14 protein-coding genes are annotated in these 13603 nt (G+C 37.8%); 8 read left to right on the forward strand and 6 right to left on the reverse strand.

Annotation, left to right across the window (positions count from 1 at the left end; all coding sequences use genetic code 11):
- Window positions 1-49: 49 nt before the first annotated feature.
- Window positions 50-2173 carry a S46 family peptidase gene (locus tag IPL24_07260; GenBank protein ID MBK8363482.1) on the forward strand — a complete coding sequence of 708 codons (2124 nt, stop codon included), beginning with the start codon at window positions 50-52 and terminating at the stop codon, window positions 2171-2173.
- A gap of 174 nt (window positions 2174-2347) precedes the next feature.
- Here the strand turns inward: IPL24_07260 and rfaD are convergent, their stop codons facing one another.
- Genes rfaD through mqnB form a run of 3 tightly spaced genes read right to left on the reverse strand, consistent with a single transcriptional unit; the run spans window position 2348 to window position 4794 of the window.
- A complete protein-coding gene (gene rfaD / locus IPL24_07265) occupies window positions 2348-3313 on the reverse strand; it encodes an ADP-glyceromanno-heptose 6-epimerase (GenBank protein ID MBK8363483.1) in 966 nt (321 codons plus the stop codon).
- Window positions 3314-3361: 48 nt separating this feature from the next.
- On the reverse strand, window positions 3362-4174 hold the full coding sequence (locus IPL24_07270) for a 1,4-dihydroxy-6-naphthoate synthase (GenBank protein MBK8363484.1): 813 nt from the start codon (window positions 4172-4174) through the stop codon (window positions 3362-3364).
- Entirely contained in the window at window positions 4171-4794 is a 624-nt protein-coding gene (mqnB, locus tag IPL24_07275) for a futalosine hydrolase (GenBank protein ID MBK8363485.1), read from the reverse strand. Before mqnB ends, IPL24_07270 begins: the two co-directional genes overlap by 4 nt.
- Window positions 4795-4869: 75 nt before the next feature.
- On the opposite strand from mqnB, the gene IPL24_07280 reads away from it, so the two are divergent.
- The 7 genes from IPL24_07280 to IPL24_07310 all read left to right on the forward strand — a co-directional run bounded on the left by IPL24_07280 (window position 4870) and on the right by IPL24_07310 (window position 11025).
- A complete protein-coding gene (locus IPL24_07280) occupies window positions 4870-5283 on the forward strand; it encodes a 6-carboxytetrahydropterin synthase (protein ID MBK8363486.1) in 414 nt (137 codons plus the stop codon).
- Between the two features lie 9 nt (window positions 5284-5292).
- The gene (gene folE / locus IPL24_07285) at window positions 5293-5922 is read left to right on the forward strand and encodes a GTP cyclohydrolase I FolE (protein ID MBK8363487.1); all 630 of its coding nucleotides are present in this window, start codon (window positions 5293-5295) and stop codon (window positions 5920-5922) included.
- Window positions 5923-6016: 94 nt separating this feature from the next.
- Window positions 6017-6751 carry a Bax inhibitor-1/YccA family protein gene (locus tag IPL24_07290; protein MBK8363488.1) on the forward strand — a complete coding sequence of 245 codons (735 nt, stop codon included), beginning with the start codon at window positions 6017-6019 and terminating at the stop codon, window positions 6749-6751.
- A 233-nt stretch (window positions 6752-6984) separates the two neighbouring features.
- On the forward strand, window positions 6985-7872 hold the full coding sequence (gene fabD / locus IPL24_07295; GenBank protein ID MBK8363489.1) for an ACP S-malonyltransferase: 888 nt from the start codon (window positions 6985-6987) through the stop codon (window positions 7870-7872).
- 12 nt (window positions 7873-7884) lie between these two features.
- The gene (locus tag IPL24_07300; protein ID MBK8363490.1) at window positions 7885-9408 is read left to right on the forward strand and encodes a GH3 auxin-responsive promoter family protein; all 1524 of its coding nucleotides are present in this window, start codon (window positions 7885-7887) and stop codon (window positions 9406-9408) included.
- 8 nt (window positions 9409-9416) lie between these two features.
- A complete protein-coding gene (locus IPL24_07305; protein MBK8363491.1) occupies window positions 9417-10208 on the forward strand; it encodes a hypothetical protein in 792 nt (263 codons plus the stop codon).
- Between the two features lie 202 nt (window positions 10209-10410).
- On the forward strand, window positions 10411-11025 hold the full coding sequence (locus IPL24_07310) for a deoxynucleoside kinase (protein MBK8363492.1): 615 nt from the start codon (window positions 10411-10413) through the stop codon (window positions 11023-11025).
- A gap of 219 nt (window positions 11026-11244) precedes the next feature.
- Here IPL24_07310 and IPL24_07315 read toward each other — a convergent pair whose 3' ends face one another.
- The 3 genes from IPL24_07315 to IPL24_07325 form a co-directional block, all read right to left on the reverse strand.
- A complete protein-coding gene (locus IPL24_07315) occupies window positions 11245-11937 on the reverse strand; it encodes a DUF4476 domain-containing protein (GenBank protein ID MBK8363493.1) in 693 nt (230 codons plus the stop codon).
- Between the two features lie 249 nt (window positions 11938-12186).
- Window positions 12187-12549 carry a hypothetical protein gene (locus IPL24_07320; protein MBK8363494.1) on the reverse strand — a complete coding sequence of 121 codons (363 nt, stop codon included), beginning with the start codon at window positions 12547-12549 and terminating at the stop codon, window positions 12187-12189.
- 18 nt (window positions 12550-12567) lie between these two features.
- Window positions 12568-13464 carry a flavin reductase family protein gene (locus IPL24_07325; GenBank protein MBK8363495.1) on the reverse strand — a complete coding sequence of 299 codons (897 nt, stop codon included), beginning with the start codon at window positions 13462-13464 and terminating at the stop codon, window positions 12568-12570.
- Window positions 13465-13603: the final 139 nt, after the last annotated feature.

Consider the following 13603-nt stretch of genomic DNA (forward strand, 5'->3'; position numbering starts at 1 on the left):
ATGGTGTCATCACATTCTCCGTGTCTTGAATTGTAATTTCATAAAGGCCATGAAAAAATCAATTGCTCTCCTATTTGCATTATCCTTTTTTTTAAATGCATTTTCCAGAGAAGGAATGTGGCTTCCGCAATTGCTGAAAGAGTTCAATGAAACTGAAATGCAGCAACTGGGAATGAAGATCACTGCAGAAGATATTTATAGTGTAAATAACGGAAGCCTTAAAGATGCTATCTTGCAATTTGGTGGCGGATGCACAGGTGAACTTATCAGCAGCAGAGGATTATTACTTACAAATCACCATTGCGGATTCTCAAATATTCAGGCACTCAGTACAATTGAAAACAATCACCTTGTAAATGGTTTTTGGGCAAAATCTGATTCAGAAGAAATTCCTTGTCCGGGTTTAACTGTCACTTTTATAAAGGAAATAATTGACGTTACTTCGATAGTAGGCCGGGTTCCAGAAGGTCAAAGTGAAGAAGTTCGGAATGCTACTATCAAAGCTATAAGCGATAGTATCATAGCGACATATGAAAAAAAGAATATTAAAGCATTGGTAAAATCATTTTATGGGGGCAATGAATATTTTCTTTTTCTGACGGAAGTTTTCCGTGACATCAGATTGGTAGGAACTCCACCGGTATCAGTTGGGAAGTTTGGTGGCGAAACTGATAACTGGTTATGGCCACGTCACACCGGTGATTTTTCAATGTTCAGGATCTATTGTGATTCTACTAACAAGCCTGCAGATTATTCCAAAACAAATGTACCCTACAAAGCAGGAAAGTTTTTGGAAATAAATATTGAAGGTGTGAAGGAAGGGGATTTTACTTTTATTTACGGATTTCCCGGTAAGACAAATCAATATCTCACTGCTTCATCTTTAGATCTGATCTATTCGCAAACCAATCCAAATAAAATAAAGATCAGGGAAGAACGGCTTAATCACTGGCGTTCCGATATGTATTCCAACGATACTATCTTCTTAAAATACTCTTCTAAATTCAAAACGATTTCCAATTATTCTAAAAAATGGCGTGGAGAAAATCTTGGGCTGAAATCTTTCAAAGTTGTTGAGAAAAAAAGAGAGTATGAATCAATGATAATCTCTGAATCAAATGGAAAAGCAAAACCGATCATCGACAGTATTGCAATCTTCAATAGTCGCCTCAAGCCTTTAAGTCATAATCAGGATTATTATGTTGAAGCACTACAAGGAATTGAATTTGCACAGCTCGCATTGAAGTTTCAAAAACTTGTGACACTCTCGCAAAATGACACCGTTGGTAAAGAAGCGCTGAATAAAGAGCTTATACGATTGAAAGCTGATTACAGGGGCTTCCATAAAAATTATTCGAAACCTACTGATAAAAAAGTTTGTTTCGCTATGTTGAAACTTGCGAATAGCCAGTTAACAAAAGACTATAAACCTTCTTTCTTTTCAGAATTTCAAAATGACGAAGAGATCCAGAATTATACGGATAAAATATTTGAAAAGTCATTGTTAAGCGACTCTTCTGCTGTGATCAGTTATCTGGACAATTTTAAAAAAGGAAAGATCAAACGTCTGTTAAAAGATGAAGGGTATAAATTTGGGAAAGAGATTTCATCAATTGCACTCAATTTGTCGGTACAAGTAGCAGGTCTGAATGTTGAATTGAATAAGCTGCAAAGAAAATATATTGCACTATTACGCGAAACAGATAAAAACAGAAAATACTATCCGGATGCAAACAGTACTCTGCGTGTTGGTTATGGTAATGTAAACGGAATGAAAGCTGCGGATGCAAAGTATTATGCTTTCAATACTACAACTGATGGTATCCTTGAAAAAATTGACAGAGATAATCCTGATTTCTTTTTTCCTGTTGAACTGGAAGAGCTTATTCGAAAAAAAGACTTCGGGACTTATGCAATAAATGGTTCTGTGCCTGTAGGTTTCATTTCTTCCAATCATACAACAGGTGGTAATTCCGGAAGTCCGGTTCTAAACGCAAAAGGTCAGCTGATTGGAATTAATTTTGACAGACTGTGGGAAGGTAATATGAGTGATTATTACTTTGATGAGAATACCTGCAGAAACATTGCAATGGATATGCATTACTTTTTATTTATCGTAGAAAAATTTGGAAAAGCGACGAGGTTGATTGATGAGATGAGGATTGTACGGTAGAAACCTTAATTCGAAGCTCTGTAGAAGGACTACGATTTAATGCAAGGGCATTTTATTTCCCGCAGAGTTGCGCAGAATACGCAGAAAATCCGCAGAGGATGAATTTAATTCCGTGATCTTATTGTGATCTTGTGTTCTCAGTGTTTAAATTTTCTCCAAAAGACTTGAACCCTTTCACAAATACTTATTTCCCATCAAATACCCTTTCACATAATCCTCAACTCCCTCTTCCAATGTATGAAACGGAGTATTGTAGCCAATACTTTTCAGCTTCTTCATATTCGCTTCTGTGAAATATTGGTACTTGTCTCTGATGTCAATTGGCGTATCCATAAATTCAATGTGCTCCGGTTTTTCCATTGCTTTGAAAGTGTTGCGCGTAAGGTCTAAAAATGTACGGGCTTTGCCTGATCCTAAATTGTAGATGCCGGAATCTTTTCTGTGATTCAGCAGGAACATGCAAACTGATGTAACATCCTTTACATACACAAAATCACGAAGCTGTTCGCCGTCTTTGTATTCAGGATTATGCGACCGGAATAATTTCATTCCGCCTGTTTTATTGATCTGATTGAAAGCATGAAATATTACTGATGCCATGCGGCCTTTGTGAAATTCATTCGGGCCGTACACATTGAAAAATTTTAATCCTGCCCAGAAATAGGGTTTCTTCTCCTGAGCAATTGCCCATTTGTCAAAATCATTTTTAGAATCGCCATATGGATTCAATGGAACAAGTTTTTCAATGATCGATTCATTGTCGTCATATCCGAATTCGCCATTACCATAAGTTGCAGCAGAGGATGCATAAACCAGAGGTAAGCCGAATTCAACACAGGTATTCCAGATCTCTTTGGTATAATTAAGATTTAATTTATCAAAGATCGCTTTGTCGAATTCAGTTGTATCTGTTCGTGCTCCGATATGAAAAACAAATTGTACAAAGCGATGATTGTCTTTCAGCCATTGCTGAAACTGGTCGCGCTCCACTTTTTGAGAAAAAGTCTTTCCTTCCAGATTTTTGTTCTTTTCAGAATGACTGAATTCATCGACAACTACAATGTCGTTAAATCCTTCAGCATTTAATTTACCTACTAAACAACTTCCGATAAATCCGGCGGCACCTGTTACAATGATCATAGTACAAATAAAATTAATTTCCTGATTTTACGCTTACGCTATTTAAATTTAAACAAAAATATTTTTGTCACTTACGCCAATGATCCGGAACATTTCATGTATTGCATTTTTCCCATTCGCACCAAGATCGGCAGAGTAGGAGTTTACATAAAGGTCTATATGTTTTTTGCGGACTTCGGGTGACATTTCCTGTGCGTGTAATTTTACATATTCGCCGGATGATTCGGGATTTGCAAAAGCATACTCTACACTTTTACGTAAAATTCGTTCGACTTTCTTTTTTGTGTTCTCGTCGAGATCTCTTCTGATAACAATGCCGCCCAATGGAATCGGTAGCTTTGTTTTCTGCTCCCACATTTCGCCAAGGTCTGCGATCTTCAGTAAACCTTTTGTTTCATACGTAAACCTGTTCTCATGTATGATCACTCCTGCATCAACTTTTTCATCTAAAATAGCAGATTCTATATCGGAGAAAACGATCTCGTTTACATTGGTAAGTTTCGGAAAAAATGTCCGGAAGAGAAAATATGCTGTAGTATTCTTACCTGGAATTGCAATCGATCTGATTTCGTTTTCAGGATCATTAAACTTTCTTTTTGAAATGAATAATGGTCCGACTCCTTTTCCTAAAGCACTCCCTGAAGAAAGCAACTGATAGTTTTCAGTCACATTTGTATAAGCGTAGAAACTAAGTTTTGAGATCTCTGATTCTCCTGCAAGTGCTTTCTTGTTGAGAGTCTCTACGTCTTCCAGAACAACTTCAAATTCCAATCCTTCCGTATCGATCTTTCCATGGATCATGGCGTCGAACATAAACGTATCGTTTGGACAAGGTGAAAATGCGAGCTGTAATTTTTTCATTCTGTTATTTCCTGAAGTATCTGAATAATGGTTCTATGCAGATTTGAAAGTGCTAACTCAATATTCCAGTTTTCACGATTTCTTTTCTCAACGTAATTTGAAATACTCCGCAACTGAATGGCCATTGTCTTTTCTCTTTTACAAACAAAAAGAAATGCAGCACCTTCCATCGTTTCAATTGAAGGATTTAACCGGTGAACAATTCTTTCAATACTTGCTTCATTTCCATGTACAGTGTTTACTGTGATTCCGGAAACGACAGGTAAACTGTTCAACGTATCAGAATGGTAATCGATCTCCATACTTACAGATGACAATCCTTCTAATCCCATTTCTTCAAGCGTGAGAAAATTGTCGCCGTCTTCAGCACCTACTTCCGATAAATGATCGACTTCAACCCTTACTACTTCACCGATTTCCAGACTTCTGTCAAAACTACCTGCTAAGCCGATATTAATGGCCAGATCATATTCACTGGCTGCAAATTGCCGGGTGATCATATAGGCCGTCGGAACCATGCCAATTCCTGTGATCAGAAAGTCGATTTCATGTCCATAAGTGTCAATTTCCTTCAAAATCGAGATTTCTTCAGCTGTAGCTGCCGCTATTAATATCTTCATAACTGCAAAGATAGTTGCCTGTTTCAACATAGCTTCATTCCAAACGTTTATCTTTGCAGCCGTTATCTTTACAAAATGATCTATATTACTAGAAAAGAGACCTTTAGTGCTGCCCATAAATTATCACGCAAAGATTGGTCTGAAGAAAAAAACCTTGAAGTATTTGGCAAATGCGCCAATCCGAACTGGCATGGTCATAATTACATCCTATGGGTGACGGTCAAAGGCGAGGTAAATCCGGAAACGGGTTTCGTTACCAATCTTACTGATGTAAGCGAGGTCATAAAACAATATATTCTCGACAAAGTCGACCATAAGAATATAAATGCTGATGTCGATTTTATGAAATATAAGTTTAGTTCAACAGAAATTCTGGCCATTGAATTTTGGAATCAGATTCATAAACCGATCAGTTCACTTGGCTGTACCTTGCATTCTATAAAATTACAAGAGACGGATAAAAACTTTGTTGAATACTTTGGTGTTTAAGAAACTATTATGGCAGAAAACTATTTAGAAAACGACGAATCGATCGGTTATACCAAGATCGATCATTTCAACCCGAAACTCGTTGAATCAATCTCTAAGCATTACCGGGAAATTATTAATCTCGTTGGTGAAGATTCACAGCGTGAAGGACTTCTTAAAACTCCTGAACGTGCGGCAAAAGCTATTCAGTTTTTAACGAATGGTTATGATCAGAATCCTGAACAGATTCTGCGTTCCGCTCTTTTTACAGATGAATACCGGCAGATGGTTCTCATTAAAGACATTGAACTTTACTCTATGTGCGAGCATCATCTTTTACCATTCTTTGGGAAAGCACACATTGCGTATATTCCTGATGGGAAAATCGTAGGACTTAGTAAAATTCCGAGGGTCGTAGATGCTTTCGCCCGTCGTCTGCAAGTACAGGAACGCCTGACAACTGAGATCCGGGATTGTATTCAGGACACATTGAAACCACTTGGTGTAGCAGTTGTAATTGAAGCAAAACATCTTTGTATGCTGATGCGTGGAATTCAGAAGCAAAATTCCGTTGCCACTACGTCGGCTTTTACAGGAGAATTTGAGCATGAAAAGACCAGAGCTGAGTTTTTCAGGTTAATTTCTGCCAAACTTTCATAATTCTGCCATTCGGAACGAAATTTGACAAATGCAGTAAGAATTACAAATTGTATATTTGTATCGAATATCTGAACTGATAAATTCAAACAAAAATATGGAAAACAATAATTGGAGTTTTAACTCTATTCAGCAACAATCAACAGTAGATACTTCATCCGTATCGAAAACATTCATTGCGAGTGTATTTTCATGGATGGGTGTTGCACTTGCAATTTCTGCTGTTACTGCTTATGTATTTGGGACAGACATGTCTTACTTAAGTTATCTGATCAATGAAGCAACAGGAAAATTAAATGGATTAGGATATTTCGTAATGTTCGCTCCAATTGGTTTTGTGCTTTTGATGAGCTTTGGATTTCAACGACTATCATCTACTGCATTAACTGCACTGTTCCTGATCTATGCAGTAATAATGGGAATGAGTCTTAGTTTCATATTCCTTGCCTATACGACTGCAAGTGTGTATGTGATCTTTTCAGTATCAGCTGCAATGTTCGGATTAATGGCATTAGTTGGCTATACAACTAAAACAGATCTTACTAAAATGGGTTCACTGCTCATGATGGCATTGTTTGGAATCATCATCGCTGCAGTAGTAAATATGTTCCTCAGAAGTGATACAATGTCGTATGTGATCAGTTTCATTTCGGTAATTGTCTTCACAGGCTTAACTGCTTATGATGTACAAAAACTAAAAGAGATCGGTGCAACTTCAGAAGCAGGTTCAGAATCTACTGCTAAAATGTCTATCATGGGTGCGTTAACTCTATACCTTGATTTCATCAATCTTTTCTTAGCATTGCTGAGATTGTTTGGTTCAAGAAAATAATTTTTTGATAAAAGTTTTTAAAAATGGCCGCGATGAGTGGCCATTTTTTTTTGGCTTTATTTATTGCCGTTGCAGGTTACAGGTTTTAGGTTTCAGGTTCGCAACCTGTAACCTGTAACCTGTAACCTGCAACATTTAAAAAAAACACCTCAAGCCTTTACAAGTAACTCCCACCTTGCTTACTTCCAAAAATTTCACCATCTTAGCTACCAATTCAAGAACAAAAACAAGCTATGAAAACAGCCTATTTATTTCCAGGACAGGGTTCTCAGTTTCCGGGAATGGGAAAAGATCTTTATGAGTCAAATTCTGATGCAAAAGGAATGTTTGAATCTGCAAATGAGATTTTAGGATATTCCATTTCTGAATTGATGTTTTCCGGTACTGAAGAAGATCTTAAGCAAACAAAAGTAACGCAGCCTGCAATTTTCCTGCATTCAGTTATTCTCGCTCATTCGTTAGGAAGTTCGTTTCAGCCGGATATGGTTGCAGGACATTCACTCGGAGAATTCTCTGCCCTCGTTTCTGCAAAAGCTTTGTCATTTGAAGACGGATTAAGACTTGTGAAAGCCCGTGCATTTGCAATGCAAAAAGCGTGTGAAATAAATCCATCGACAATGGCTGCGATCTTAAACCTCGATGATAAGATCGTTGAAGATATTTGTGCTGAAGTTTCTGCAAGCGGTGAAATAGTTGTCGCTGCAAACTATAACTGTCCCGGTCAATTAGTGATCAGTGGTTCGATAAACGGAATTAATATAGCGTGCGAAAAAATGAAAGCTGCCGGTGCAAAACGAGCTTTAGTACTTCCTGTAGGTGGTGCATTTCATTCACCTTTTATGGAGCCCGCTCGCGCTGAACTTGCTGCTGCAATCGCTGCCGTTGAAATAAAAACTCCTGTCTGTCCGATCTATCAGAATGTTCATGCAATGCCGGAAACGGATGCTGCCAAAATAAAAGAAAATCTGATCGCTCAGCTTACCGCACCTGTACGATGGACACAAACTATTCAGAATATGGTCACCGATGGCGCAACTCGCTTCATTGAAGTTGGTCCGGGAAAAGTTTTGCAGGGACTGGTAAAGAAGATCAGTAAAGATATGGATGCTGTCAGTGCATAATTAAAAAATAGTATGGCTATTATCAATTCAATCATTAGCTGGATCATGAAAAAGCGCATTCATCAGATTGAGCTTTTTATGAAGTATCCTATGGAGGTACAGCAAGATTGGTTTTTCAGATTGATAGAGTCAGCAAAAAATACTGAATGGGGAATCAAATATGATTTTAAAAGTATTCACAATTATGAAGAATTTAAAAACAGAGTTCCGATTCAGAATTATGAATCGATAAAGCCGTGCATTGACAGACTTATGGCTGGAGAACAAAATATTCTCTGGCCTTCTGATATAAAATGGTTTGCAAAGTCATCAGGAACTACTGCCGGAAAAAGTAAATTTATTCCGGTCAGCACTGAAGCAATGGAAGAATGCCATTTCAAAGGTGGAAAGGATCTGATCTCAATTTATTGCAATAACAATCCCAATACACAGATTTTTTCAGGCAAAGGATTAACCCTTGGCGGAAGTCATCATTTGAATATTGAGAATACAGAATCATTTTATGGCGATATCTCTGCGATCCTTATGCAGAACATGCCATTCTGGGCACAACTGATCAGAACCCCCGAACTATCAATTGCATTGATGGAGAAATGGGAAGAGAAGATAGAAAAAATGGTCGCTGCAACAGTGGCTGAAAATGTAACTAATATCAGCGGTGTCCCTACATGGACTGTTGTACTGGCAAAAAGAATTCTGGAAGTAACAGGAAAGAAAAATCTTCTGGAAGTCTGGCCGAATCTTGAATTGTTTATTCATGGAGCTGTAAGCTTTACTCCTTACAAGGATCAATTCAAACAACTCATTCCATCCGATAAATTCAATTACGTAGAAACTTATAATGCTTCAGAAGGATTTTTCGGAATTCAGGATCAGCTTGATTCTGAAGAGATGCTATTGATGCTCGACTATGGCGTATTCTATGAATTTATGCCGATGGAAGAATATGGAAAAGAAAATCCAAAAACAATTTCCCTTGGTGAAGTTGAGTTGAATAAAAATTATGCACTGGTCATTTCAACAAATGCCGGACTATGGCGTTATGTAATTGGCGATACTGTGAAGTTCACATCAAAGTATCCCTTCAGAATTAAAATTACCGGAAGAACAAAATTGTTCGTCAATGCTTTTGGCGAAGAAGTGATCATTGAGAATACAGATCAGGCGATCAGAATTGCATGTGAAAAAACCAGTTCCATTGTGAAAGATTACACAGTTGCTCCAATATACTTTTCTGAAAAACAAAATGGAGCACACGAATGGTTGATCGAATTTGAAAAATCGCCGATGAGTCTGGAGTATTTCACAAATGTTCTTGACAATGCCTTGAAATCACTTAATTCAGATTATGAGGCGAAGCGATATAAAGATATTGCACTTCGCTTACCAATTGTTAAATTATTGCCTTGCGGTTCGTTTTATGAATGGATGAAGAGTAAAGGTAAGTTAGGTGGTCAACACAAAGTTCCGCGATTAAGTAATGACAGAGATTTTATTGAAGAAATTGAGGCCGTGTTGAAGAAAGTAAATATTTGATCAGACAGATGCTCGTAAAAAGAATTCAGGTATTAATTTTGTTTGTCCTTTGTTGCGCCGCAACCGGCGATTATCATCAGATAAATTCAATTCCTTTCTCAAATCTTTCTTTTCTGACAACTGATAAGCTGGGAAACACTTATGTGATAATTGGAAATCAATTACTGCAATTCGATCCAAATGGCAAGCCAATTGCAAATTTCAGCAGGAATAATCTCGGGAGTATTAGAAGTATTGATGCGTCAAACCCAATGAAGATTCTGATGTTCTATCCCGACTTTGCACAATTAGTTGTCTTGAACAATAAGCTTGCAGAGCAATCTTCAATCAATCTGAGAGCATCAGAGATCAATCAACCAATTGTGGCATGTGGTTCTGAAAACGGCGGGTACTGGATCTACGATAACGATGATGATCAGTTGAAAAAGCTTGACCTCAATCTGCAGATCGCCTATCAGAGTGGTAATCTTACACAGGTATTAGGATACAAAGTACAACCTCGTTTTCTCACAGAAGGTTCCGGATTTGTTTATATGAGTGATCCGGAAAATGGTATTTTAGTATTTGACCTTTTCGGTACATATTACAAATTATTGCCATTCAAAGGGCTGAAGTCGTTTCAAGTGATCGATCAGAATATTCTCTTTGTAAAAGAGAATAAATTGTTTAGATATGATTCCAAAACTGCTGCTGAACAGGAAGTTTTACTTCCGGTTCATGATTCAATTTTAAATGCAAGAATCGAAGGTCAGCAACTTTATTTATTAACAAGTGACTCACTGAGTTTTTATTCTTTTTAGCTTTAGCACTTTATTCTGAATAGACACGAACTTAACCTAAACCAAACCAAACAATATCCCCATGGCTTCTAAAAGCATTTCATTGCGGAAAACGAATCATAAATCTACCGTGAAGTCTGAATCAACAACCAAATCAACTGCAAAGGCAGCACCTGTAAAATCTACAGAGAAATATGCGCCAACGAAAAAACAATTAGCTCCGCTGCACATTGCAATTGCAGGAAATATCGGTGCCGGTAAAACAACTCTTACTAATCTTCTTTCCAAAAACATGAAATGGGAAGCACATTATGAAGATGTTGATGAAAATCCTTACCTGAACGACTTTTATGAAGATATGCAACGCTGGTCGTTCAATCTTCAGATTTATTTCCTGAACTCACGCTTTGAACAAATTGCAAAAATTCGTCAGAGTGGCAAAACTGTTATTCAGGACAGAACTATTTACGAAGATGCTCACATCTTTGCGCCAAATCTCCATTCAATGGGGCTGATGACGACCCGTGATTTTAATAATTACCAGTCACTTTTTACAGTGATGACAAAATTCGTTTCACCTCCCGATCTTTTGATCTATCTGCGTGCAAGTGTTCCTACACTTGTAAACCAGATCAGCCGTCGTGGTCGTGATTATGAAAATTCTATCCGCATCGATTATCTGAAACGTCTTAACGAGCGTTATGAGGCATGGATCTCCACTTACGATTCAGGAAAACTTCTGATCATTGATATCGATGACCTCAATTTCGCCGACAACCAGGAAGACATGGGCAAGATCATCAATAAGATCAATGCTGAGATTAACGGATTGTTTTAAGAAGGTCAAAGTTAAGAGTCAAAAAGAAGGTCAAAGGTCAAGTAAATTAAGACCTTATACGTTTACCTTAAGCCATAAATAAAAAAGATAAAGCCCGAAATTTTTTCGGGCTTTATCTTTTTTGACCTTTGCCCTTTGACCTTTGACCTTTGACCTTTGACCTTTGACCTTTGACCTTTGACCTTTGACCTCTGACCTCTGACCTCTGACCTCTGACCTTTAAGAATATCTCGCTATATAATCACTCAACTCATCCACACTGCTATTGAACGTAAAAGAGTTGTAGGTCTGAAAGTATCGGTTACGGTCTACTGTTCTTCCGTATGCGAATTTTGCAAATTCCAGTCGGCTGGAATCGAAAGTGAATAAGTTCAAGATCCTTATTACCTGATCTGTTGACAGATATTTATCAGAAATAATTTGTTTCGAAACATTCAATCGTGAACTATCGAAGTTGATATTATTTAGAGTATTCAAGAGTTGATTGAATTCTGAATCACAGATTGGTGTAATGGCATTTTGATAAACTACCTGTGTCTGGTATGGATTGTTGCAATGGTTGTCAGGATAAGTATATGCCGGAGCAAGAGCAAGAATATTTACGATTCGGATCCTTCCGGTTCTTTCATAGACTGCATTTACTGCTGAATTGAAAGGGACGTTTACATATCCACTGTATACTTCTCGTAAGTTGTGTCCGGCTCTTGTTTTGAATATTCTTACAAAATGATTGCCCGGATTAAGATTTTGAATTGTAAAATTTCTGTCGGGAGCACTTACGTGTTGATGGTCTACCTGAACAGCAAAAAGATAATTACCGGTCGTGCGCAGATTTAATACAGATCCTTGCGCATGCGCTACAGATATTGTTACAAGAATCTGGATGAGTAGAGTAAAGATTACCTTTTTCATAAAATTGGATTTTAATTGTTTCGGGGGCAATTCCAATTCGTGTGCCAAAGTTTTTAATGTTGATTTTTTTGTTGGTCAGCAAACCTGTTTTCTGCGCAAAACCTGCGGAATTTGCGAGATCTGTGGGATAATAAATTGCGCTTAATTTTCTCCCGCAGATCCCGCAGAACTCGCAGATTTTCCGCAGATCATTTTAAGCACTACACTAAAGAGCAATCCAGCAGAACTCGCAAATTTTGCGCAGATTTTTTAAAGCACCTGGCTAAAGAGCAACAGAAACAAAATAAAATTAGAGATCAGAAGTGGGGTAAAAGTTCTTTTACCTGAAGTACTGAAAACCAAAATGCATACAACAGTTTCCATAGTCAGCGCAAGAGCAAACATGAGAAATGGGATCAGCATTAAATTGACAGATGAAAAAATAAAACCACCTATGGAAGCAAATGCAAAGAAGACAAAAGTTCCTGTGAAGAACATAGCAGTGGCCTTCAAACTTGTATCTGTTGTGATAAAACGGATAAGAGCAAATTTGAGAAGCAAGGCAATCAATGTAAAATACCAGTATTCAATTGTAAGTTGAAGCAGGACACTTGTGAAAAAACCGTTTGACATTTTTCAAACCTACATAAATTATTTGTTCAAACAAAGCAACACTTTCCATGCTTCTTCAACATGCTTTTGTTCGAGAAGGGTCTTGGCTAATTCGTGCAGTTTCCTTTGCAGCGTACTTTCATCATGACCATATCTTGTAAATAACTCTTTCATGAAATCACGTCTGCGGAATTCTTCTATTTCAGTATGATCCGGCAAGTGAATGACGTTTCCAAGCTGCCCTAAATTATTGCCAGTAAGTATAGTACTGTTCCGAATAGATTCCGGTAACTGATCGATTCCCATTCCCAATGAACTGTTTGGTTTTGCAACATCGAAGATTGCATTTCCTGAAGCTCTGCAATAAAGATCACCGCCCATTCTTGCAACAAGATCGATCTTGTGAGCATCAATTTTATTGTCTTCGTTCAGAACACTTTTATCAATATGCATCAATAGTATTTCGCAAATGATCAGGTTTGCTGCACCTCCCTGATCACCCATTTCTTTCACCTCAACAACTTTGCATTCCATCTGAACCGGTGATTCTTTTACTCTGTATGGACGGATGAGTTCGGATTTAACCGGAGTAAAGCCAGCCTTGATAAATTCAGAAACTCCTTTTGGATATTCTGTACTTGCAAGTGACATTTGATGCACCATTGCATAGTTCACAACATTGATGACAACTTCTTTTGTTTCGTAAATATTTTCAAGCGTATGCTTAATTGTATTGTCACGCACGCGCCGCGCAGGTGAAAAGACTACTGTAGGCGGGTTACTCCCAAAGGCATTAAAGAAACTGAACGGCGCAAGATTCATATTGCCGTCTTTATCGATCGTGCTCGCAAATGCAATCGGACGCGGTGCAATTGCGGCCAACATATAACTATGCAGCACTCCTGTTTTTATTTCTTTGGGATCAATTTTAAACATAAATGTTTTTTGGTGATGCGAAGATACGGAATTGTGCGGTGCATGGTAAGGTAAGTCATAAGTTACAAGCCGATTTTATTTTGTTGGATAATGCTTGAGTATTTAGTTAGAAGGTCAGAGGTCAAGGGTCAAAGGTCAT

The organism is Bacteroidota bacterium (assembly GCA_016711505.1).
Taxonomy (GTDB): Bacteria; Bacteroidota; Bacteroidia; order AKYH767-A; family 2013-40CM-41-45; genus JADKIH01.

Excerpts from the sequence above, each read along its gene's own strand:
- rfaD (MBK8363483.1), bottom strand. The coding sequence starts at position 3,313 with ATGATCATTGTAACAGGTGCCGCCGGATTTATCGGAAGTTGTTTAGTA.
- IPL24_07280 (MBK8363486.1), top strand. The coding sequence starts at position 4,870 with ATGATCTATATTACTAGAAAAGAGACCTTTAGTGCTGCCCATAAATTA.
- IPL24_07260 (MBK8363482.1), top strand. The coding sequence starts at position 50 with ATGAAAAAATCAATTGCTCTCCTATTTGCATTATCCTTTTTTTTAAAT.
- IPL24_07300 (MBK8363490.1), top strand. The coding sequence starts at position 7,885 with ATGGCTATTATCAATTCAATCATTAGCTGGATCATGAAAAAGCGCATT.
- mqnB (MBK8363485.1), bottom strand. The coding sequence starts at position 4,794 with ATGAAGATATTAATAGCGGCAGCTACAGCTGAAGAAATCTCGATTTTG.
- IPL24_07290 (MBK8363488.1), top strand. The coding sequence starts at position 6,017 with ATGGAAAACAATAATTGGAGTTTTAACTCTATTCAGCAACAATCAACA.
- fabD (MBK8363489.1), top strand. The coding sequence starts at position 6,985 with ATGAAAACAGCCTATTTATTTCCAGGACAGGGTTCTCAGTTTCCGGGA.
- IPL24_07270 (MBK8363484.1), bottom strand. The coding sequence starts at position 4,174 with ATGAAAAAATTACAGCTCGCATTTTCACCTTGTCCAAACGATACGTTT.
- IPL24_07325 (MBK8363495.1), bottom strand. The coding sequence starts at position 13,464 with ATGTTTAAAATTGATCCCAAAGAAATAAAAACAGGAGTGCTGCATAGT.
- IPL24_07315 (MBK8363493.1), bottom strand. The coding sequence starts at position 11,937 with ATGAAAAAGGTAATCTTTACTCTACTCATCCAGATTCTTGTAACAATA.
- IPL24_07305 (MBK8363491.1), top strand. The coding sequence starts at position 9,417 with ATGCTCGTAAAAAGAATTCAGGTATTAATTTTGTTTGTCCTTTGTTGC.
- folE (MBK8363487.1), top strand. The coding sequence starts at position 5,293 with ATGGCAGAAAACTATTTAGAAAACGACGAATCGATCGGTTATACCAAG.
- IPL24_07320 (MBK8363494.1), bottom strand. The coding sequence starts at position 12,549 with ATGTCAAACGGTTTTTTCACAAGTGTCCTGCTTCAACTTACAATTGAA.